16 protein-coding genes are annotated in these 20,713 nt (G+C 68.9%); 11 read left to right on the plus strand and 5 right to left on the minus strand.

The features are described from left to right. Nucleotides 1–513: 513 nt before the first annotated feature. Nucleotides 514–2,574, plus strand: coding sequence for a hypothetical protein (locus ABYF38_RS00090; RefSeq protein ID WP_371152100.1), 2,061 nt, complete (start codon nucleotides 514–516; stop codon nucleotides 2,572–2,574). Nucleotides 2,575–3,651: 1,077 nt separating this feature from the next. On the opposite strand, the gene ABYF38_RS00095 is transcribed toward ABYF38_RS00090, so the two are convergent. The 4 genes from ABYF38_RS00095 to ABYF38_RS00110 all read right to left on the minus strand — a co-directional run bounded on the left by ABYF38_RS00095 (nucleotide 3,652) and on the right by ABYF38_RS00110 (nucleotide 9,134). Further along, on the minus strand, nucleotides 3,652–6,039 hold the full coding sequence (locus ABYF38_RS00095) for an FtsX-like permease family protein (RefSeq protein WP_371152101.1): 2,388 nt from the start codon (nucleotides 6,037–6,039) through the stop codon (nucleotides 3,652–3,654). A 2-nt stretch (nucleotides 6,040–6,041) separates the two neighbouring features. Then, nucleotides 6,042–6,803 (minus strand): ABC transporter ATP-binding protein, encoded by a 762-nt coding sequence (locus ABYF38_RS00100; RefSeq protein WP_371152102.1) that lies wholly within the window; start codon nucleotides 6,801–6,803, stop codon nucleotides 6,042–6,044. Nucleotides 6,804–6,987: 184 nt separating this feature from the next. Continuing rightward, the gene (locus ABYF38_RS00105; protein ID WP_371152103.1) at nucleotides 6,988–8,283 is read right to left on the minus strand and encodes a HAMP domain-containing sensor histidine kinase; all 1,296 of its coding nucleotides are present in this window, start codon (nucleotides 8,281–8,283) and stop codon (nucleotides 6,988–6,990) included. Further along, nucleotides 8,280–9,134, minus strand: coding sequence for a response regulator transcription factor (locus ABYF38_RS00110; protein ID WP_371152104.1), 855 nt, complete (start codon nucleotides 9,132–9,134; stop codon nucleotides 8,280–8,282). The genes ABYF38_RS00105 and ABYF38_RS00110 overlap by 4 nt, the downstream gene beginning before the upstream one ends. Before the next feature lie 136 nt (nucleotides 9,135–9,270). Between ABYF38_RS00110 and ABYF38_RS00115 the strand changes: the two genes are divergently transcribed. The 4 genes from ABYF38_RS00115 to ABYF38_RS00130 all read left to right on the plus strand — a co-directional run bounded on the left by ABYF38_RS00115 (nucleotide 9,271) and on the right by ABYF38_RS00130 (nucleotide 12,455). Continuing rightward, complete coding sequence (locus ABYF38_RS00115; RefSeq protein WP_371152105.1) at nucleotides 9,271–10,365, plus strand: FAD-dependent oxidoreductase; 1,095 nt, start codon at nucleotides 9,271–9,273, stop codon at nucleotides 10,363–10,365. A gap of 120 nt (nucleotides 10,366–10,485) precedes the next feature. Further along, nucleotides 10,486–10,797 carry a DNA primase gene (locus ABYF38_RS00120; RefSeq protein ID WP_371152106.1) on the plus strand — a complete coding sequence of 104 codons (312 nt, stop codon included), beginning with the start codon at nucleotides 10,486–10,488 and terminating at the stop codon, nucleotides 10,795–10,797. Nucleotides 10,798–10,886: 89 nt separating this feature from the next. Further along, nucleotides 10,887–11,756, plus strand: coding sequence for an undecaprenyl-diphosphatase UppP (gene uppP, locus ABYF38_RS00125; protein ID WP_371152107.1), 870 nt, complete (start codon nucleotides 10,887–10,889; stop codon nucleotides 11,754–11,756). A 3-nt stretch (nucleotides 11,757–11,759) separates the two neighbouring features. Continuing rightward, the gene (locus ABYF38_RS00130) at nucleotides 11,760–12,455 is read left to right on the plus strand and encodes an HAD family hydrolase (RefSeq protein ID WP_371153031.1); all 696 of its coding nucleotides are present in this window, start codon (nucleotides 11,760–11,762) and stop codon (nucleotides 12,453–12,455) included. A 50-nt stretch (nucleotides 12,456–12,505) separates the two neighbouring features. Here ABYF38_RS00130 and ABYF38_RS00135 read toward each other — a convergent pair whose 3' ends face one another. After that, entirely contained in the window at nucleotides 12,506–13,480 is a 975-nt protein-coding gene (locus ABYF38_RS00135) for a RecB family exonuclease (protein ID WP_371152108.1), read from the minus strand. A gap of 177 nt (nucleotides 13,481–13,657) precedes the next feature. Here ABYF38_RS00135 and ABYF38_RS00140 point away from each other — a divergent pair, with 177 nt between their 5' ends. Genes ABYF38_RS00140 through ABYF38_RS00165 form a run of 6 tightly spaced genes read left to right on the plus strand, consistent with a single transcriptional unit; the run spans nucleotide 13,658 to nucleotide 20,690 of the window. After that, the gene (locus tag ABYF38_RS00140) at nucleotides 13,658–14,767 is read left to right on the plus strand and encodes a tRNA (adenine-N1)-methyltransferase (RefSeq protein WP_371152109.1); all 1,110 of its coding nucleotides are present in this window, start codon (nucleotides 13,658–13,660) and stop codon (nucleotides 14,765–14,767) included. Next, nucleotides 14,767–16,200, plus strand: a complete 1,434-nt coding sequence (locus ABYF38_RS00145; protein WP_371152110.1) for an AAA family ATPase — start codon at nucleotides 14,767–14,769, stop codon at nucleotides 16,198–16,200. Before ABYF38_RS00140 ends, ABYF38_RS00145 begins: the two co-directional genes overlap by 1 nt. Next, complete coding sequence (locus ABYF38_RS00150; RefSeq protein ID WP_371152111.1) at nucleotides 16,197–17,807, plus strand: proteasome accessory factor PafA2 family protein; 1,611 nt, start codon at nucleotides 16,197–16,199, stop codon at nucleotides 17,805–17,807. Before ABYF38_RS00145 ends, ABYF38_RS00150 begins: the two co-directional genes overlap by 4 nt. After that, complete coding sequence (locus ABYF38_RS00155) at nucleotides 17,804–17,983, plus strand: ubiquitin-like protein Pup (RefSeq protein ID WP_371152112.1); 180 nt, start codon at nucleotides 17,804–17,806, stop codon at nucleotides 17,981–17,983. Before ABYF38_RS00150 ends, ABYF38_RS00155 begins: the two co-directional genes overlap by 4 nt. After that, the gene (locus ABYF38_RS00160) at nucleotides 17,980–19,389 is read left to right on the plus strand and encodes a proteasome accessory factor PafA2 family protein (RefSeq protein ID WP_371152113.1); all 1,410 of its coding nucleotides are present in this window, start codon (nucleotides 17,980–17,982) and stop codon (nucleotides 19,387–19,389) included. The genes ABYF38_RS00155 and ABYF38_RS00160 overlap by 4 nt, the downstream gene beginning before the upstream one ends. Further along, entirely contained in the window at nucleotides 19,386–20,690 is a 1,305-nt protein-coding gene (locus ABYF38_RS00165; RefSeq protein WP_371152114.1) for an FKBP-type peptidyl-prolyl cis-trans isomerase, read from the plus strand. The genes ABYF38_RS00160 and ABYF38_RS00165 overlap by 4 nt, the downstream gene beginning before the upstream one ends. The last annotated feature ends 23 nt before the right edge of the window (nucleotides 20,691–20,713 follow it).

A 20,713-nucleotide genomic window follows, 5' to 3' on the forward strand; every position in this document is an offset into this window, starting at 1 on the left:
CCCGCCCCGCAGCCCTGCGGCCTGCAGTCGAGGGACCCTGTGGCGTGAAGATGCTGACCGTCGTTGGCGCGGGCGTCCGAACGCGCAGGCCGAGCGGATTGGCGCCGTGATGTGCTCAGCACCGTGCGCGCGGCCGCCCGGGGCTTGAGGTAACCGCAACGATCGCTTGACTCGTGAAGGGTCCCAAAACCCGAGACCAGCCCTCGTCTAGGACCTGGGCTAGCTCCAAGTCCTTGCGGAGCGAATGCTGCTCGCAAACCGAAGACCTGGACCTGCCCGCCGCACGGCCAGTCTTGCCCATCTCAACAAAATCAGCGTTCCACCGTCCAAGCCACTGCTGACCGATCCACTCACGCCTGGCTGCCTCGACAAAACGTCATCTTTCCGGCCAGCACGCTCAACACAATCCCGGTGCACTTCACCGGACTCACGGACACAACGACTGATGAACGCTGATCCAAACCATCCGGACGTTACAATCTCAGCCTACCTCTGAACTTCCATACCAACCAGATGCTGTGGGAGGGCGAAATGCTCGGATATAGGTCCTGTTTCTCGATAGATGTTGATGCGACGCCGGCATTGGCTAAAGAGAACGCGATTTCTCGACTGTTGGCAGACGTGTTCAGCTGGCTAAAGAACAAAAAGCGTATCAAGGGAATAGATGAGCTTGAAGAAAATGAGGTATTGAGGACCAAAAGAGGTGCAGCCGTCGCGTATTCCAAAGGCACTAGCGGTGGAGGCGCCGATTATGCGCACCTGATATATAAAGATCCTCCCGAGAATGGGCATTGGGAAACATCGGTTCTAATCACGCTAGATACGAAAGGAAAGAGTGCGAGAGTAACGGTACTGCTTGAAGTTGATGCCGCCCCTGATGTGAGGCGAGAAGAGTCTTCAGTTTGGACCGAAGTCCCCGTATTCCTCAGGGAGTGGCTGAGGACCTATCGGTGCTTTGAAGGGGAGTTGCTCCTTCCGGCCCGCCCGGAGATAGTGGATAGCAGGCGGGAGTTAGATAGGTTAATTGCATCAATCGAGAATCCACGGAGAGCATCTGCTGTAATTCTTTGTAGCGAAGATGGCACCGTGGATATAAAGGTGTGGCAAGACAGGCTAGGACGATTAACTAGCAAGACCCTAGGCCAGGCGGCCACTTTCATCTTGACAGAGGAGATGGCTCGTGTCTTCAACGAACAGGCGTCACCCTCGCTTCAGTTGAGGGAGTATTCTCCGAGACTGTTTAAGGTTAATGCGACGATCTCGGATCCAAACGGAGGATTGTTGCATAGAGCCATTTCGGCGAAAAAATTGCTAACATCCAGAACGGATGTATTAGAGCGGATGTTTGGGCGCATCTGTAGAGATGAGTTTAGAGCACGTCCGGTCGAAAAGTCTCTACGGCGTTTGCGAACTTTGTCGTCGCAAGAACTGTCGATGGCCCTAGATGCGAATCTGGGCAGCTTGGAAATTAGTGTCGATCAAAACCGGGTAGGTCAGGCTGCCGGCGCTGGCCGTGCGGAGCGGTCAATCCAGTGCCGACCTTCACTCGAAGGGGTTTTGGAGCGCGCGGAGGAAAGTCTACGCGAAAGCGCTCAGGCGATTCAAAGAGGGCAAGCTACTTTGGAACGCTTGCCCGCGAGAGATAGCTCTGGCGAAGAGTCAGGTGCAAGCGTGCGCGACGGGGTGCATAACGCAGTCGATCAAGCTGCGCTATTTGCGGAAATCTCTGCCCTGAGGAATGAGTTGTCTGCGGCAAATGAGAAGATCGCCTTTTTGGAGAATAGCAATCAGCAGGAGGTGGAATCGCGGCAAATCGTTCAGGCCCAATTGGAAAAGTTGAAGAACGACTATTTTGCCTACTCTGAAAGGGTGGCTCAAGAGAGTGAAGCGCACAATGAGAGTATGGAAGAGCTTAAATTTTTCCAGTATGAACTTCAATACGAGATTGGTGTGGTGAGGGACGAGCTCAAGGAAGCGCGGTACCAGCTGAGAGTAGCGCGCGAGGCCTTGCGTGCCAACTCGATCAACGATTCCGCTACCTATGCCCGCGTAGAGGGTTATAAGCGACAAGATATCGACGGCTGGGAAGAGCTAGAGGAATTAGCTCCAGTCGCCTATCCCCACCTTATGTTTGAATGCAATTGGTCGGAGGCGATGGCTCTAAGCAGAAAATCTCAAGGCGAGAACTGGCTTGATTGGATCGTCGATATATTGCAAACCCTCGACAATTACGTCGCCTGCAAGAAGGGGGAAATAGATGTGGCATTTAATGGCGGGTTGAGAGAATTTTTGAAAGCTGAGAGTGTGCAGGGGTACGTACACTTTTCACCGGAGCGCTTCAGGCAGACCGAGTCGGAATTAGTGAAGAATAATAGGAAGATGGCGGATGAGCGCAACTTCCACGTTTCGCCCCAGGTGGATAGTTCGGGAAGGCGGAAAATGTTCACCCACATCGAAGTGCAAACGAAAGGGTCGACGAGCCCGCGTATTTACCTGGAGGATCGTGTCAACGATCTGGGTGCGGTGGTTATCGGTTACATCGGCAAGCATTTGACCAATTCGTTAACTAACTGATGCGACTTTGCCGTTGGTTGACGTGCATTTGGGAATGGTATGACGATTTGTATACTCGCATCGTTCGCCATCCTGGCTTTTGGGGGCTCTTCACAGCTGAAGGTGGGGGCTGTGGTGGGTGGTGGGTGGTGGCGCGGTGCCCCCGAGCGCACAAGCGTGCGTTCGGGGTACATGCGACCGGCCGGTGCCATGGCACCAAGCGGTCGCATGTACCCCGGTGCAGCATTTGCGAGGCAGGGGTGTGCCGGTCGCGTTCGCGCGCGCCGCGCCTGATCGCTTTGGTCTTATCCGTCGCGGGGTGGCGGGTGGTTTGCGGTCCGGAGGCTTGCGCAAGCGGTTGGGCCTTTGTTGCAGTTCTTGGGCCGTTGTTGTTCCTCTTGCGCCTTTGGGGGACCTATTGAGGCGTTAATCGGCCCCGTAGCGCTACAAGAGGTGCAATAGAGCCACGAGCGCTACAACAAGGGCGAAACAGGAACCATAAAGACTCAACCGTTTGCGCAACGACCACCGACCCGACACGCTCCCACCGGCCAGGGGCCCAAAGCCCGCTCCCACCGACCCGGCCCGACACGCGCCGGCCAGGGGCCCACGGTCCGCTCCCACCGGCCCGGCACGTTCCCGCCGGCCAGGGCCCCCGGCATGCTCCCACCGACCCGGCACGTTCCCGCCGGCCAGGTGCCCACAGCCCGCTCCCACCGGCCAGGGGCCCGCAGCCCGCGTTGCTACGTGCTCCCGGGTAGGCGCTCGCGCATGCCGTCCACCACCTGGCCGGTGTTCTGGCGTTGCTCCCGCTCCTACTCAACACCGCCACCGCTCCACCGGGACGGCCTCCCCAAGACAGCCCCAGGACCGAGCCACCAGCGATCCCAACAGCACAGGCACCACGGAGGCAACGGAGCCGCTACCACGCGCGACGACCACCCTCACCCCAGCAACACCCTCATCTGTGAAGAGCCCTTTTGGGGGAGGCGCGGTGTTCTTGGGCCTATGAGCCTTGTGACGCGAAACCATTGTTTTTTCTAGGCGAGGCCATGCTTCGTTCTTCTCCACGCCCCGCTTGGTTTTAAGCTGTCGTGGCTAGTCGACCAGCAGGGTGCGCGCGGAGACCCGGGAGATCGGGCGCGTGGCGGCGTAGACCACCACGAGCGCGGTGGCCAACGTGAAGGCGGTGACCAGGTAGCTGGGCCAGACCGGGATGGATACGGCCACCTTCTTAATCCCCGCCCCGGACAGGGTGAGAGTGAGCAGCGGGCCGATGAGGGCCGCCCCGAGCGCACCACCCCCGATCACGCCCAGCAACACGGGCGGCAGCACGGTCCAGCGCACCCGCCTGGCCGCCTGCCTGGAGGTGAAGCCGAGGGCCTTGAGCAGGCCGGAGCTGGGCAGGGAGCGCGAGACCAGCGAGAAGGTGAATAGCCCGATCACCAGGACCACGACCACCACTGCGAACACCATCAGGGAGTAGGTCAGCAGCGGCACCATGCTTTGGAACCCCGATACCTGCACTTGGAGAGCACGTTGGGAGTTGACCACTAGGGCCTCGTTGTCGAATGCCGCGTTGACCCGAGTGGTCAGCTCCGCTGCGTCCACGCCGGGCCTGGCATATACTCCGACGTTAAAGAGATTGGCGTCCGGCACCATGCTGCGGTAGCCCTCTCGCGTCATGAGGGCAAATTCGCCTGCGTTCAACGCGCTGCTGGCCAGGCCGGTGACGAGGTAGGTGGCGGTGGTGCCCTTGCGCTTTAGCTCCCAGGTGGACCCTACCTCCAGTCCGAAGCGGCTGGCGATGTTGGAACCCACCACGATCTCGTTGGCGTGGCGCGGGTAGCGGCCCTCGTACAGCGGGTTGAGGGGCAGCTTGTCGAACTCGTCGGCGATGAGCGCGAACAGGCCGATCTCGTCGGTGCTCAGCCTGCCCTGGTTGAAGTAGAAGGCCGCCTGCACACCCTCCAGAGCCCGGGCGGTTTCCAAGGCGTATTCGGCCCGGCGCGGGTCGCTGTCTATGACGGTTACCTGCGGCATGATGCCGCCGGTCAAGAGCGGTAGAGCGCGTTCCTTATCGATCAGGAGTCCGGTGCCTGACAGGGCGTAGACGGAACCGAGAGAGCAGGCGGCGGACACGATCAGGATGAGCAGGGCGTGCCCCGGGGCGGCCAGGAGCTCCTTGATGCCAAGCAGGGCCGGCAGCGAGCCGCGCGTGCGGCGCAGCGGCAGCAGGTTGCGGGAGGTGGAGTGATCGCGTTGCCCGCCGCGCAGGGCCATCACGGCGGTGAGCTTGGCGGCGCGGCGCGCGGCCAGGGCACCGCTTGCCCAGATGAGTACACCGAGCGCTGCCATGACGGCGGCCAGGGCGGTGGGGGAGAACTCCGCCTGCCAGTACAGGCCGGTCTGGCTGCGCAGCAGCTTGCCCAGGAACGGGAAGACGGCGTAGCTGGCCCCGGCCCCGAGGGCGGCGCTGAGGGCGGCCAGCACCGTCAGCGGCAGCACCAGCGGGCGCATCACCTGGGCGCTGGTGAAGCCGAGGGCCCGCAGGGCCCCCACGGTGGGCAGGTCGTCGCGCATCGCGGCGCGCAGCATGAAGGCGAGCACCAGCACGGCAACGGCCGCGATCATGATGGCAAAGACCAGGATGGTGACGGAGACGAGCCCCACGGAGATGCTGTTGCCCTGCACGACGATGTTGAGGTCCATCTCCCAGGACTCGTCCTCGAGGTTGGACGCCTCTAGGGCCGCCTGCACGGCGGCGCGCCCGTCTTCGACGTTGCCGCTGCGCACCTCCAGGAGCCTGGAGGGCACCCAACCGAAGCTGGCGCCGGCGGCGGCTTCCACGGCGGCGATGCCGCCGGCGGCGGACACGAAATCGTCGGCCTCCTTCTGCAGGGCGGTGAAGTCGTCGTGCGGCAGGCCGAACCAGAGCAGCCCCATGCTAGGCATTCCCCCGTAGGGCGATTCCAGGAATCCCTGTACGTGGAATTTGCGCTCGCCAAGTGCAGAGGTGAGCGTGAGCTCGTCGCCCAGTTTGTAGCGGCCGGCGGCTTCGAGGGTGGCGGGCACCCAAATGGGGGAGTCGTGCTGGTCCGGGGATTGAGAGGACATCTGCCAGCGGTTCATCTTTGGGGCGGCGTCGACGTCGTAGAAAAAGAAGTTGGCGGGCATGGTGTCGTCAGCGAATGGGATCTGGCCCATGATTCCCACGCCCGGGCGCACGGTCAGCTCTTCCACGCGCTCGTCGGCGCGCAGGCGTTCCTCCATCTGGGTGGCGGCGGGCGTGGCGGGAACGATCGCTACGGCCTGGGCGGTGTCCAGCTTGGCGGCGAAGTCCGTCAGGAAGGTGGAGTGCTGGGTGAGCATGACCACGGCGACGTTGCTGAGCAGCCCGGCGATGAGGGAGAGCAGGAAAACGGCGGAGAAGAGCCCACGGTGCTTGCGTGCGTTGCGCAGCGTGAGCAGTTTCGAGGCGGTCACGCTCACCACCCCATTCCGGTGAGGAAGCCGGTCAGGGCGGCGGTGCGCTCGGCGCCGGTACCGGTGAGCGCGCACTCTCCGGCCACCTTGCCGTCGCGCAGGTAGAGGACGCGCTCGGCGCGGGAGGCGGTGCGCACGTCGTGGGTGACCATCACGATGGTCTGCCCGGTTGAGTGGACGTCGTCCAGCAGGTCCAGCACGGCGGCGGCGTGTTCGGAGTTGAGCTGGCCGGTGGGCTCGTCGGCGAACACGACGGCCGGCCTGTTCATGAGGGCGCGGGCGATGGCCACGCGCTGGGCCTCGCCGCCGGAGAGCATGGCGGGGAACTTGGACCAGTCGCGCTCGGGGATGTTGACGCGCTCCAGGAGCTGGCGGGCGCGCGCGGTGACGGCGGCGCGATCGCGGCTGATCAGCAGGCCGACGGTCTCCAGGTTCTCCAGCACGCTGAGCGAGTCGAGCAGGTGGACCTGTTGGAAGACGAAGCCGCAGTGGGCGCGCCGGAACCTGGCCAGGGCGTCCTCCTTCAGGCGAGTGAGGTCCTGGCCGGCCAGGGTGACGGCGCCCAGGCTGGGCCGGTCCAGGCCGGACAGGGCGTAGAGCAGTGTGGACTTGCCGGCGCCGGAGGGGCCCATGATGACCGTGTAGGAGCCTTGGGCGATGTGGAGGTCCAGGTTGCGCAGGACGTGCTGCTGGCTGCCTCCGACGGAGAAGGTCTTGGAGAGCTTGGTTGTGACTAGCACCGAGTGGGTGGCGTGGGGGTCCATTGTGTGGCCTTTCTTTTCAACGCCTTAGACGCTAACGGGGCCGGTGCGCGCAAGTCCTTACGAAACTCTTAAGGTTCGCCTGCGATTTGCCGCCCGCCCGCCTTGGGGCGGCACTGGGATGGACGACGTTGCGCCGGCCTCGCCTCCCAATCGCCCTAGCGGCGGGGCGGCCGGGGGCGGGCGCTTAGGCGAGGGGCAGGGTGAGCGTGACGGCAAAGCCGCCGGCGGCGGGCAGGGAGGCGTAGATGTGGCCGCCCATCCGTTCCATCAGCTGGGCGCAGGTGAACAGGCCGAGCCCCTGCCCCGGCGTGCCGGCGGCGCCCGCGCCGCGCTGGCCGCGCGCAAAGATGACGCCCAGTTCGTCGGGGGCGACGCCGGGCCCGCTGTCGGTGAGGCGAATGTGGAGGGCGTGCTCTTCCAGCCACGCTTCCACCACCAGCGGGGTGGTGGCGTACTTGTAGGAGTTTTGGATGACGTTGTCTAGCACCTGGGCAAGGCGCTGGGGGTCGGTGCTGACCAGGACGGCGGGGAAGTCGGTGACGGTGGCCAGGCGCCGGTGGTCGGCCTGGCGGACGAGGTCTGCTAGTTCCTGGCCGGTGACGCCGGTAGGGCGCACGGGCAGCGCCTCGATCTGGCGGGCCTGGGCGGAGAACATGTCTGAGATGAGTGAGTCGATCTGGGCGCTCTTGGCGACCAGGACTCCCAGGCGGTCCAGCACCTCCGGGCGGTGTTCGGTGAGTTGCAGCAGCTCTGCGGTGGCGCTGATGGTGGCAACTGGCGTGCGCAGGTCGTGGCCGATCTGGGCCACTAGCGCCTCCTGTGCTTCGCGCGCGGCGGCCTCGCGGCGGCGCGCGTCCTCCAGTTCGCTTCGCAGCAGGTCGAAGCTCTCACTCCAGGCCCCAAACGCCCCGGCGCGGTCGCGCTCTAGCGGGGCGCTCAGCTCGCCGGCGGCCACCCGGGTGGCGAATCGCTCCAGTTCCCGGAAGGGACGGATCACGCGCCGGTGGAGGGAGGCCAGGCTACCTGCGGTGATGAGGGCACCGGCGGCCAGGGCTGCGGCCGCGCTGCCCGCCAGGGCCAGGCGCTCGGTCGAGTGGCGCGCCGGGAGGGAGTCGTCCAGGAACACCCACGCCACCACCTGGTCCCGGTCCCGCACGGGCATGAGCAGCGGCCGCGTGGCGCCGCTCCAGCTGGCCAGCCAGAGCGGGTCTACCGTCTGGCCGGCGCCCTGCGGGGCAGCGCCGGCGGGGCCGGCGGGGGTGAGCAGGGTACCGTTTGCGTCCACTATGACCACCCGCTGGCGCAGGTGCGCCGGCACGGAAGCCAGGTCGGGCCAGGCGGCCTCCAGGCGGCGGGCGACGTCGTTCAGGTCTGCGGTGGCGGGCGGCGGGGCGGGGCTCAGCGCCAGGAAGAAGAGGGCGGCACCGGCGGCCGCGAACAGCACCACCAGCGCGGCGATTGCCCCTCGCAGGAACCTCACGGGCGGGCCTCGAACAGGTAGCCGCGCCCCCACACGGTGTGGATGTAGGTGGGGGAGTCCGGGTTGGGTTCGATCCGGGTGCGCAGGCGGCGGATGTGCACACTGAGCGTGCCCTCGCTGGTGTACTCATCGCCCCAGACCTCGCGGATGATCTGCGCCTTGCCGCACACCGAGCCGCGATTTTCCACCAGGAAGTGCAAGATTCGGTCCTCCAGCGCGGTCAGCTGCAGTTCCCTGCCCGCCGCGTAGGTGCGGCCCGTGGACAAGTCCACGCGCAGGTGGGCATCGGCAAATCCCGTCGCCGCGGGAGCGTCGCCGGCCGGGCCGGGCACCTCCGTGGCCGCAGGGAAGGCGGCGCGAGCCGGTAGGCGGGCCGCGTCGGCCCCGGGGCCGGTCGGGAGCGGTGCCGGCGCGGCGGCGCGCCGTTCGAGCGCGCGGCGCACCTTGGCCACCAGGACGGCCAACGAAAAGGGCTTGGTGACAAAGTCATCTGCTCCAAGGGCCAGGCCCTGCACCTGGTCCAGGTCAGAGGCGCGGGCGGAGACGAAGATAATGCAGGGCGAATTGGCATCGCCCGGCGGGGCCGAGCCATCGGGCTGCCCGGGGCCGGCCGGCCCGGTGGGGCCGGGAGCGCGGCCGCGCAACTGGCGGCACAGCTCGAAACCCGAGCGACCCGGCAGGTTCACGTCCAGCAGCACCACCCCCGGCGCTTGGCGCTCCAGCGCGCCAAGCGCCTCCTCCGCGCTCACGCAGTGCACCACGCCCAGCCCGCAGGCTCGCAGATAGTCGGCGGTGGCGGCGCCCAGCTCCGCCTCGTCCTCGACCAGCAACACGTCCAGCGCTTCAACCATGGGCAAAAGTCTCCCACCCACTGCCACCGGCGCGTGACCGCGCCGCACAGACCACAGCGCATACGGGCGTCCCATCTGCGTGGCGGGCGGGGCGTCGTGCAAAAATGGTTCCCAAGCACTTTGGGAAGGACGGCCAATGAAGGTTGTTGTTGTAGGTGGCGGCTACGCGGGCGTGAGCGTGGCCCGTGCGCTGGACGATGTGGCCGATGTGGTGCTCGTCGAAGCCAAGGACACGTTCGTTCACCACGCCGCCACCCTGCGCGCCGCCGTGGACCCGGAGTGGGCAGAGACGATCTTCATTCCCTACGACAAGCTGCTTCAGCGCGGCCAGGTGGTGCGCGGCACCGTCATGCGCCTGGAGGGCACCAAGGTGTTCGTCTCCGACGGCACCACCATCGAGGCCGACGCCGTCGTGCTGGCCACCGGTACCGCCTCCCCGTTCCCCGCGAAGCTGGCTGAGGACTCCCACGAGATCGCCGGCGCCCGCCTGAGCCGCCTGCACCAGGCGCTGCGCCAGGCCAAGCGCGCCCTCGTGGTCGGCGCCGGTGGCGTGGGCGTGGAGCTCGCCGGCGAGCTGACCAGCGCCTACCCGCACCTGACGGTCGTGCTGGTGGAGAAGCAGGACGACATCCTGCCGCTGGAGCCCTGCGACCCGCGCCTGCGCACCGAGCTGCGCTACCAGCTCGAGCAGCGCAACGTGGAGCTGGTGCTGGGCACCTCGCTGGGCTACCTGCCGCCCGTGGACGTGGGCGTGCTCAGCCCCTTCGAGGTGGACACCAAGGACGGCCGCAACATCCAGGCCGACATCTGGTTCCGCTGCTATGGCTCGCGCGTGGCCAGCGGCTACCTGGGCCCGGAGTTCGACCAGGCCAAGCGCGGCGACGGCTCCCTTAACGTGGACGAATACCTGCAGGTGGTGGGCCACCCGGGCGTGTTCGCCGTGGGCGACCTGGCGCACACCCCGGAGCCGGACCGCGCGGATGCGGCAGTGGACCAGGGCCTGCTGGTGGCCTCCGTGCTGCGTGACATCATCGAGGGGCGCGAGCCGCAGCGCACCTACCAGCCCAAGCGCCGCTGGGTGCTCATGCCGCTGGGCCCGGAGGGCGGCGCCTGCGAGCTGCGCGACCCGGAGACCGGCGAGGTCCAGGTGGCCGGCGCGGAGGAGACCGTGCGCATCAAGGGCGAGGACCTGCACACCACCTGGGTGCGCAGCCTGCTGGGCCGCGACTGACCGGCCCGACCCCCGCTCGTTTAGCCGAGGGGTGAACCACCCGGGGCGGGTAGGGGCACTTGCCGCACGATTTGGCGGCATCGGTGCCTCCGCCCGCCCCGGTTCGTCTACCATGGCGCCATGAGTAACGAACCTCGCGTCGCGCTAGACCAGCTCATTCGCGCCCTGGAGACACACTTTGAGGCATGCCGTGCAGGCAGTGCCGACTCCCCGGCGGTCGTGCGCGCCGAATCGGTGCTGGAGGACGCCTTCTTCACCTACGACGACGCCCTGATCCGCGCCTTTGGTGCCTCGCTGCCCTTCGACATCTTCGAGGACGAGGAACTGGACGAGGACGACGAGGACGACGACCTCTACTACGACGACGAGGACGACTCCGACGACGAGGACGAGGAGTTCTACGACGACGAGGACGAAGAGGACGACGACTAGCACGCCCGCCCCCTCGGGGCGCCCCACGCGGCGGCGACCGTTGTGGAGTAACTAAACGGCTTCACGGCTCCTGGCATAGGCTGGGGGCCGTGAATGTTTTGGAGGCCTTCGTCCTGGGACTAATCCAGGCGCTAACCGAGTTCTTGCCCATCTCTTCCTCCGCCCACATCAGGGTGGTGGGGGAGCTGATGGGGACCGACCCGGGGGCGGCCTTCACCGCGATCATCCAGTTGGGCACCGAGCTGGCGGTGCTGATCTACTTCCGCCACGACCTGTGGCGGATCACGAAGTCGTGGGTGGCCAGCCTGCCGGCGCTGTGGCAGCGGGCCCTGGGCCGCAAGATCAAGCACGCCGCCCCGATGGATGCCCACGCCAAACTGGGCTGGATGATCATCGTTGGCTCCCTGCCCATCGTGTTGCTGGGCGTGCTGCTGGAGGACTACATCGACTTCGCGCTGCGCAACCTGTGGATCACGGCCACCATGCTGATCGTGTTCGGCGTGATCCTGGGCTGGGCGGACAAGCGCGGCCAAACGAAGCTCAAGCTGACTGAGATGAAGTGGGGCCAGGCACTGGCGTACGGCTTTGCGCAGGCCGCCGCCCTGATCCCCGGTGTCTCCCGGTCGGGGGGAACCATCACCGCCGGGCGCCTGATGGGCTTCACGCGGGCGGAGGCGGCGCGCTACTCCTTCCTGCTGGCCATGCCGGCGGTGTTCGGCTCCGGCCTGTACAAGCTGGTCAAGGGAGACACCTCCGGGGTGGCGGTGGGGCTTTGGCCTACGCTCGTGGCCACCGTGGTGTCCTTCGCCGTGGGCTACGTGGTGATCGTGGGCTTCTTGAAGCTGATCCAGACCCGCACCTTCATGCCGTTCGTGCTCTACCGCTTCGCGGTGGGCGCGGCGATCATCTTGCTGCTGCTGACCGGGACCGTCCCGGCCCTACCGAGCATGGGAGGCTGAGTGATGCTGCCAGAGGCGCTGTTGTGGGACATGGACGGCACCCTCATCGACTCCGAGGTCTACTGGGTGGCGGCCCAGGTGGAGCTGGCGCAGAGCCACGGAGCCCAGTTCGATGCCAGGCAGTCCCTGGAGTTCGTGGGCAAACCGCTCACGCACTCGGCCCGCATCTACCGCAGCCTGACGGGGATCGAGATGAGCGAGGAGGACGTGATCGCCTCCTGGTGCACCTACGTGGAGACGGCGATCGTGGAACGCGGGGTGCCGTGGCGCCCCGGGGCCCTGGAACTGCTCACCGCCGCCCGCGCGCAGGGGGTGCGGCAGGCGCTGGTGACCTCCTCGTTCACGCACCTGGCGCAGCTCACCGCCACGCAGGTGCCCGGCGGGATGGACGTGGTGGTGGCCGGCGACCAGGTGGCCCGGCTGAAGCCGGACCCGGAGTGCTACCTGAGCGCCTGCGAGCAGCTGGGCGTCAGCCCGGGCCAGACCGTGGGGTTTGAGGATTCGGGCTCCGGGGTGGGCGCCCTGCTGGCCGCCGGCGTCAACGCCGTTTCGATTCCGTACATGGTGCCGATCGAACCCCACCCGCGCCTCTCACGGGTGCGCAGCCTGACCGAGCTGGACCTGGATGCCCTGCGCCGCCTGGTACGCGGCGAGGTGATAGACCACTTCCCGGCAGACCAGAGCGCCGGCGGTCACTAGCGGCCCCCCCCTGGGTTAGGGGGCAGGGACGACGTTGCGCCGGCCTCTACTTAGCGCGGCGCGCGCGTGGCGGCCACGCGGGCAACGTCGTGCTCCTGCAACGGCGGGGGAGTGCCCCCGAAGGCAGGGCAGAGCGACTGGAAGTTGCACCAGTCGCACAGGCGGCTGGGCCGGGGAGCGAACGAGCCCGCCGCCAGGCAGCCGGCCACCTCGTCCCAGAGGAAACCGATCTCCTGTTCCAGGGCGCCGGTCTCGTCGGGGTGGGGGTCGTGAGTGAGGGTGCGCCCGTTGCCCAGGTAGACGATCTGTAGGCGGGCCGGCAGCACGCCCTCGGTGCGCTCGAGCAACAGGGCGTAGAAGCGCAGCTGGAACAGCGCCTCCTCGATGAAGCGGGGGGAGGGCGCCTTGCCCGTCTTGTAGTCCACCACGCGCAGGCGACCGTCCGGGGCGGCGTCGATGCGGTCCACGATGCCGCGAATCAGGGTGCCGTCGGCCAGTTCCACCTCGAGGAACTTCTCCCGGTCGCGCGGCTCCAGCCGGGTGGGGTCCTCCTGGCGGAAGTACTGCTCCACCAGCTGCCGAGCGCTGCCGAACCACTCCGGCCCCTGCGCGGCCGCCAGGGCGGCCAGCTCGGGTTGGCGATCCACCATCGCCTCCCACCGGGGCTGCACCAGGTCCAGCGCTGCGGCGGGCGTGCGCTCCCGGGCCGGCAACAGGTAGAGGTGCTCCAGCACGGAGTGCACCAGGGTGCCGCGCGCGGCCGCAGGGGCGGGCGGCTCGGGCAGGCGGTCCACCTGGCGCAGGCGGAAGAGCAGCGGGCACTGGCGAAACTCCTTGGCCCGGGAGGGGGAGAGCGCAGCGCGCCGGGCCGGTGCCGGGGCGGCCCCGGCCGAGGGCCGAGTGGCGTTGACCGGTACCTGGGCGGCCCCGGCCGCAGCTGGGGCGCCGCCCACCGCCGCCCGGGTGGAGCCGGTGGGCGCCTGGGCGGGGTTGGCCGGCGCGGGCCGCGCGTGCGTGTCTTCCATGCCTTCCACCGTAGCGGCGGGCACCAACACCGCTGGACCCGTCCCGCGCAAAGGAGGGCCGCACCGGCCATCCACAGCCGCCGCGCCGCGCAGAATCGAACGCGCCGCGCGCGGCGCCCGCCGAACATCACGCGCACCGGGGCCGGGCGCTTTACGCAACGCCCGTATGATCTTGGGGTGACTTTTTCTTACACCCCCGCAGGCCCGGCCTCCCGCCGTGGCCCCCTGAAGTACGGCGACCGCGTGCAGCTCACCGACGCCAAGGGCCGCATGCACACGATCGTCCTGCTGGAGGGCGGCTACTTCCACTCCCACCGCGGCTCGTTTCGCCACTCGGAGCTGGTGGGCCTGCCGGAGGGCACCGTGCACACCACCTCCACCGGCGCCCAGTACCTGGTGCTGCGCCCGCTGCTGAGCGACTACGTGCTGTCCATGCCGCGCGGCGCGGCCGTGATCTACCCGAAGGACTCCGGGCAGATCGTGCAGATGGCAGACATCTTCCCGGGGGCGCGCGTGGTGGAGGCGGGCGTGGGCAGCGGCGCGCTGTCCATGTCCCTGCTCAGCGCCGTGGGCGAATACGGCCAGCTCATCTCGTTTGAGCGCCGCGAGGACTTCGCTGAGATCGCGCAGGGCAACGTCGACCTGTGGTTCGGGCGCCGTCACCCTGCCTGGCGCGTGGAGGTGGGCGACCTGGCCGAGCGCCTGCCGCAGGTGGTGGAGCCCGGCAGCATCGACCGGATCGTGCTAGACATGCTGGCGCCGTGGGAGAACCTGCAGGTCTGCGCCGACGCGCTGGCGCCGGGTGGTGTGCTGCTCTGCTACGTCGCCACCGTCACCCAGCTCTCGCGCGTGGTGGAGGACATGCGGGCAAGCGAGCTGTTCACCGAGCCGCACGCCTGGGAGTCGCTGGTGCGCGACTGGCACCTGGAGGGCCTGGCCGTGCGCCCGGATCACCGCATGGTGGCGCACACGGGTTTCCTGGTCACCGCGCGGCGCCTGGCGCCGGGCCACCAGCCGCCGCTGCGCAGCCGCCGCCCGGCCAAGGGCGCCTACACGGGCGAGGAGGTGTGGACCAGCCAGGACCTGGGCGAGCGCCCGACCTCTGACAAGAAGGTGCGCAAGGTCAAGCGGGACGTCACGGCCCGCGTGGCGGACCTGGTTGACCACAGCGCCTGCGAGGTGCCGCCGCCGCCCGGCCAGGACGTCCCGGAGGGCCAGGACGGCCCGCCCGGCCAGGACGGCCAAAACGTCCAGGACGGCCAGATCACGGCGGGGCTGGAGGACTAATGCTTGACGCCCAGGCCGCAGAGCTCGCCTCGCTGCAGGAGAAGAACACCCGCCTGGCGAGCGCGTTGGCCGACGCCCGCGCGCACCTGGCGGCGCTAGGCGAGCAGGTGGAGGCCTGGCGGCGCCAGCCTCTGGACGTGGCCACGGTGGTGGAGGTCGACATGGGGGAGCGCCGCCTGCTGGTGCAGGTGGGCTCGGCGCTGCGCAGCGTGCCGGCCGCCTCCCACCTGGTGTTGGGCACGCTGCACGCGGGCAGCCGGGTGCTGGTGGACGCGGACATGGTGGCCGTGGACGCGGTGGCCCCCGCAGCGGGCGGGGAGCTGTGCGTGCTGACCGAGCGCCTGGATGAGCAGCGCGGGATCGTGACCACGCAGTCGGGTGAGCGCGTGGTGCTGCTGGGCCGCCTGGCCGGCAGCGAGCTGGGCGTGGGCGACTGCCTGCGCTGCGACCTGCGCACCGGCATCGCCCTGGAGCTGGTGGAGCGGCAGGACGTGGAGCAGCTGCTCACCCCGCAGACCCCGGACGTGGCGTTTAGCGACATCGGCGGCCTGGACGACGTGGTGGCCACGGTGCGTCAGGCCATCGAGCTGCCGCTTGAGCAGCCGGAGCTCTTTACCCGCTACGGGCTGCGTCCCACCAGCGGCATCCTGCTCTACGGTCCGCCGGGCTGCGGCAAGACGATGATCGCCAAGGCCCTTGCCACCCAGTTGGCGTCCTCGCACGGCGCGCGCGGCCACTTCTTGGTGATCAACGGCCCGCAGTTGCTGGACAAGTACGTGGGGGAGACGGAGCGCAAGATTCGTGCCGTGTTCGCCCGCGCCCGCGAGCTGGCGGCCACGGGTGCGGCCGTGGTGGTCTTCTTTGACGAGATGGAGGCGCTGTTCCGGCGGCGCGGGGCGGGTAAGTCCAGCGACATGGAGACCACGATCGTGCCGCAGCTGCTCACCGAGTTGGACGGCGTGGGTGGCCTGGAGGGCGTGCGGGTGATCGGCGCGACCAACCGGGAGGACATGATCGACCCGGCGGTGCTGCGGCCCGGCCGCCTGGATTTGAAGCTGCGCATCTCCCGCCCGGACGCCGCCCAGTGCCGCGCCATCGCGCTGACCCACCTGCGGCCCGGCGTGCCTATCGCCGCCAGCGTGCAGGGGGACGACGTTGCCGCCCGCCGCGCGCGCCTTGCCGACGCCCTGGTGGGCGGCCTGGAGTGCGCCCAGGTCTCCACGGACGGCGCCGGGGCCGGCACGACGCTGCTGCAGGTGGCCTCCGGTGCCCTGGTGGCCCGGATCGTGGACCGCGCCAAGCTAGCGGCGCTGCAGGCCACGGCCGCAGGCCGTGCCGAGGGCATCAACGAGGCGGACATCGCGGCCGCCGTGGCCGCAGAGGCGGCGCAGGCGGCCGAGATGGCGGCGCGCCGAGGGCAGGAGGAGCTGTGACCGGACGGATCATCGGCACGGAGACCGAGTACGGCATCCTGCGCGCCAGTGGCGGGCAGTCGCACGTGCTGGCCACCGCGCTCGTGGAGGCCTACGCCGGCCTGCTGGAGCGGCCCGTGACGCGGTGGGACTACGCCGGGGAGGACCCGCTGTGCGACCTGCGGGGCCACCGCCTGGACCGCGCCGCCGCGCACCCCTCGCAGCTAACCGATGCCTCCGCCCACCGCGGCGGGATGGTCAGCAACGGGCACGTGGCCGCCGCGCCGCAGGACTTCCCGGTGGGGGCGGCGGGCGGAACGTCGGCCACCCTGATCGGCACCGAGGCGCTGGCGAGCGCGCAGGCGTTGGCCCGTCCCGGCCGGGCCGAGCTCGCGCTGCCGCACCCGGGCGTGGTCATCACGCCGGCCGGCGCGCGCTTCTACGTGGACCACGCCCACCCGGAGTACTCGGGCGGAGAATGCGACTCGGTGCGCGCGGCGGTGGCCGTGGACCGCGCCGGCGACCTGGTGGCGCAGCGGGCGGCCGACGCGCTGGGGGATGGCACCGTGGTCTACAAGAACAACACCGACGGCAAGGGAGCGGCCTACGGCTCCCACGAGAACTACCAGGTGCGCCGCGAAGTAGACCTGGACGATCTGATCTCCGTGCTCACCCCCTTCCTGGTCACCCGCCCGATCCTGTGCGGCACCGGGCGGCTGGGGCGCGGGCAGCGCTCGCAGCAGCCGGGCTTCCAGCTCTCGCAGCGCGCCGACTTCATCGAGAACGACATCGGCCTAGAAACTACCTTCAACCGGCCAATCTTCAACACCCGCGACGAGCCGCACGCGGATTGGGCGATATGGCGCCGCCTGCACGTCATCAACGGGGACGCTAACCAGTTTGAGTTTTCCACCTTCCTGCGGCTGGGCACCACCGCCTTGGTTTTGGACATGATCGAGGCTGGCACGCCGTTGGAGATCCATGCGTTGGCGTTGGCTAGCCCTCTGCGGGCGGTGCGGGAGGTCTCATACGACACCACCCTCACGCAGGAACTGGAGCTGCAAAGCAGCAAGAGCGCCACGGCCATTGAGATCCAGCGCGCCTACCGGCAGGCCGTCATCGACGCTTTGGGCCAGGCCGCCCTGAGCGGCGAGCGGGCCGAGATCCTGCACTGGTGGGGCCGCGTGCTGGACCTGCTGGAGACCGACCGGGACGCCGCGGCTCCCTACGTGGAGTGGGTGGCCAAGCTGCAGCTACTGGAGGGGATGCGCCAGCGGCTGGGCGGAGACTGGGCCCACCCGCGCCTGGCCGCGCTGGACCTGCAGTGGCACGACCTGTGCCCGCAACGCTCCCTGGTGGCGCGCCTGGAGGCCGCCGGGCGCGTGGCGCACCTGCTGGCGCCGGGAGAGGCGCAGGCGGCGGAGCACGCCTCGCCGTGCGCCACGCGGGCCGCCGTGCGCGGCGCAGCGGTAGCGAGCTTGCCGGTGGTGGCCGCGTCCTGGACCTCGGTGATCCTGGACCTGGACGGGGATGAGTACCTGCGCCGCGTCCACCTGCCAGAGGCGGGCGGACAGGCGCAGCCGCCGCTGCTGGCGCGGGCTTACGATGTTTTGCAGGAGGAGAGATGAGCGAGCAGACTTTCGCCGGCGCGACTGCCGGCAGCGGCGAGGAAGAGGCGCAGGCCGCCCTACGGCCCCAGGCCAAGGACGTTGACCTGGATGCGCTGCTGGACGACATCGACGCGGTGCTGGCCACCGACGCCCAGGCGTTCGTGCAGGGATTCGTGCAAAAGGGCGGTCAGTGACCGGTTTGGACACTGAGCCCACCCAGCGGCGGCGCATAGTCGGCGTCGAGATCGAGTACGGCATCACCCACGTGGGGCCGGGGCCCGAGCTCGGCGCGGAGGAGGCCGCCCAGGAGCTGTTCAACGACCCCTCCCTGGCCAGGGGCGCCAACATGTTCCTGCCCAACGGCGGCCGCCTCTACCTGGACGTGGGGGCCCACCCCGAGTACGCCACCGCCGAGTGCGCGCGCCTAGCGGACGTGCTGGCGCAGGACCGGGCCGGCACCGAGATGCTCGCCGCGTTGGCCGAGCGAGCTACGGCGCGCCTGCAGGAGCGGGGCGTGGCGGGCCAGATTCATCTGCTGCGCAACAACCTGGACTCGGCCGGCTCCTCGTTTGGCTGCCACGAGAACTACCTGATCCGCCGCCGCTTCGACTTCCGCCGCCGCGTGATGGGGCTGGTGCCTCACCTGGTCAGCCGCCAGGTGGTGGCGGGAGCGGGCCACGTGCGCCGCGAGCAGGACGGCACCGCCCGCTACGTGCTCTCCCAGCGGGCCGATGTGGTCAGCGAGGTGGTCTCCGCAGCCACCACGCGGGCCCGGCCGCTGATAAACACCCGCGACGAGCCGCACGCCAACCACGAGCTCTACCGCCGCCTGCACATCATCAACGCGGACACCTCGATGGCAGAGGGCTCCAGCCTGATCAACCTGGCCTCCACCGCCCTAGTGCTCACCGCCCTGGAGGAGGGGGCGCAGCTGGAGGACCTGGAGCTGGTGGACCCGATCGGGGCCGTGCGCGCGATCTCCGCCCAGGGCAGCGCGCGCGTGGAGCTGAAGAACGGACAGTGGCTGACGGGCCTGGAGCTGCAGGCGCACTACGTGGAGCGCACCGCCCACCTGGCGGCCAGCGACCCGGACCCGGTGGTGCGCCTGGGCCACGAGCTGTGGGGGCGGGCGGTGGATGCGCTGCGCGCCGGCCGTGAGGACGAGGTGGCCGACCTCTTGGACCACGTGGCCAAGCGGCGCCTGCTGGAACGCCACTGCGAGCGCCACGGCGTGGGCCTGGACCACGCCTCGGTGGCGACCCTGGAGCTGGCCTACCACGACATCACGGCGCACGGACTGCGCGCCCGGCTGGAGGCGGCTGGGCTGCTGCGCCGCTTCACCACCGTCGCCCAGGTGGAGGCCGCCCAGAACAGCGCCCCCGCCACCCGCGCCAGCCTGCGGGGGGCGGCCATAGCGGCCGCGCTGGAGTACCGGCGGGACCTGGCGGCGGATTGGACGACGTTGCGCCTGCTGGATCGCAGCCTGCCGGCCATCACGCTCGCCGACCCGTGGGAGACCAGCAACCCTGCAGTTGCTGAGCTGGTGGCCCACCTGCGCAGCCCCGAACGCGGGGCGACCGAGGCGATGTTGCTGCTATGAGCCAGTCGCGCGACTTCTCCCTGCCCTCGCGCCGCGCGCTGCGCCAACAGGGCCAACTCACGCCGCTCGAGGAGAGCACCGCTCAGTCCGACGCCGCTGCGGTGGGCACCGCGCAGGCCGAGGAGGCGCGGGAGGGGCAGGCGGCGCAGCCCGCCGCCGAAGCGGCGCCCCGGCGGGTGCGGCGGCGAGACCTGCGCCAGCAGCAGGGCGACGCGCCCACCCCGCCTGTCACCTCCGACCTGCCGTTCTGGCCGGTCACCCAGCCCGACGCCGAGGCCGGAGTGGCCCGGCCCGCAGAGGGACCTGAACGCGCCGAGCCGCTAGTCCCGGTGGCACCGCCGCGCCGCCCGGAGCGGAGCGGCGGCAGCGCCGCCCTGTCCCAGCTGAGGCGCCTGGCGCGCGGCTGGTGGCTCTGGGCGGGCCTGCTGGTTGCCGCGCTTGTGATCGGGGTGATCGCCGCCGTGGTGCAGCAAAACGCCGCAGAGCAGCGGGCAATCGAGGAGGCGCGGCGCGGCGCGTTCGACTCCGTGCAGGTGAGCGGGCGGCTGGGATCGGTGCCCACGTTGAGCCTGCAAAACCCCGTGGAGCTGGCCGCCGCGCCCAATCACCGGGTGGTCCAGGCCGGCACGGGCCGGGAGCTGCAAGAGGGCGACCGCGTGGTGCTGGCGGTGACCACCTTCAACGGACAGACCGGCAAGCGCGTCCTGGAGGGCGCGTTCCCGCACGTGGACGTGGTGGAGGTCAACGCGGACAGCCTGGGCGCCTCGCTGCACGGCATCCTGCTGGGGCAGCGCGACGGCGCCCGCCTGTTGGTGCTGAACGCGGTGGAGAAGGGCGGCCAGGCCTACCCCGAGCTGGCGGTGGTGGACGTGCTGCCGCGCCAACTGCCGGTGGAGGGAGCGGGGCAGAGCCCGTCGGCCGCGATCGAGGGCGACCTGAGATCGATGGTGTCCTTCGACGCCCACTCCGTGCCGCAGCTCGCTCCCTGGGGCGTGGCCACGCAGCTGGTGAAGGTCGAGGAGCTGATCTCCGGCACCGGCGAGCAGGTGGCAAAGGGCGACACGGTGGTGGTGCAGTATGTGGTCTCCACCTGGGACGGCAAGGTACGCGAGTCCACCTACGCAGGCCTGGGCCCGCAGGAGGTCATGGTGGCCTCCCTCCAGCCGGGCCTGGCCGAGGCCGTGATCGACCGGGCCGTGGGGAGCCGCCTGGTGCTGGCCGCGCCCGCCGCGCTCACCGACGGCAACGCGGACATCCTGGCCGTGGTGGACATCCTGGCCATCAGCGCCAGAAACCAGTAGGCCGCCCTTAAACCCCTAGCCCG

The organism is Buchananella sp. 14KM1171, assembly GCF_041380365.1.
Lineage (GTDB): Bacteria > Actinomycetota > Actinomycetes > Actinomycetales > Actinomycetaceae > Buchananella > Buchananella felis.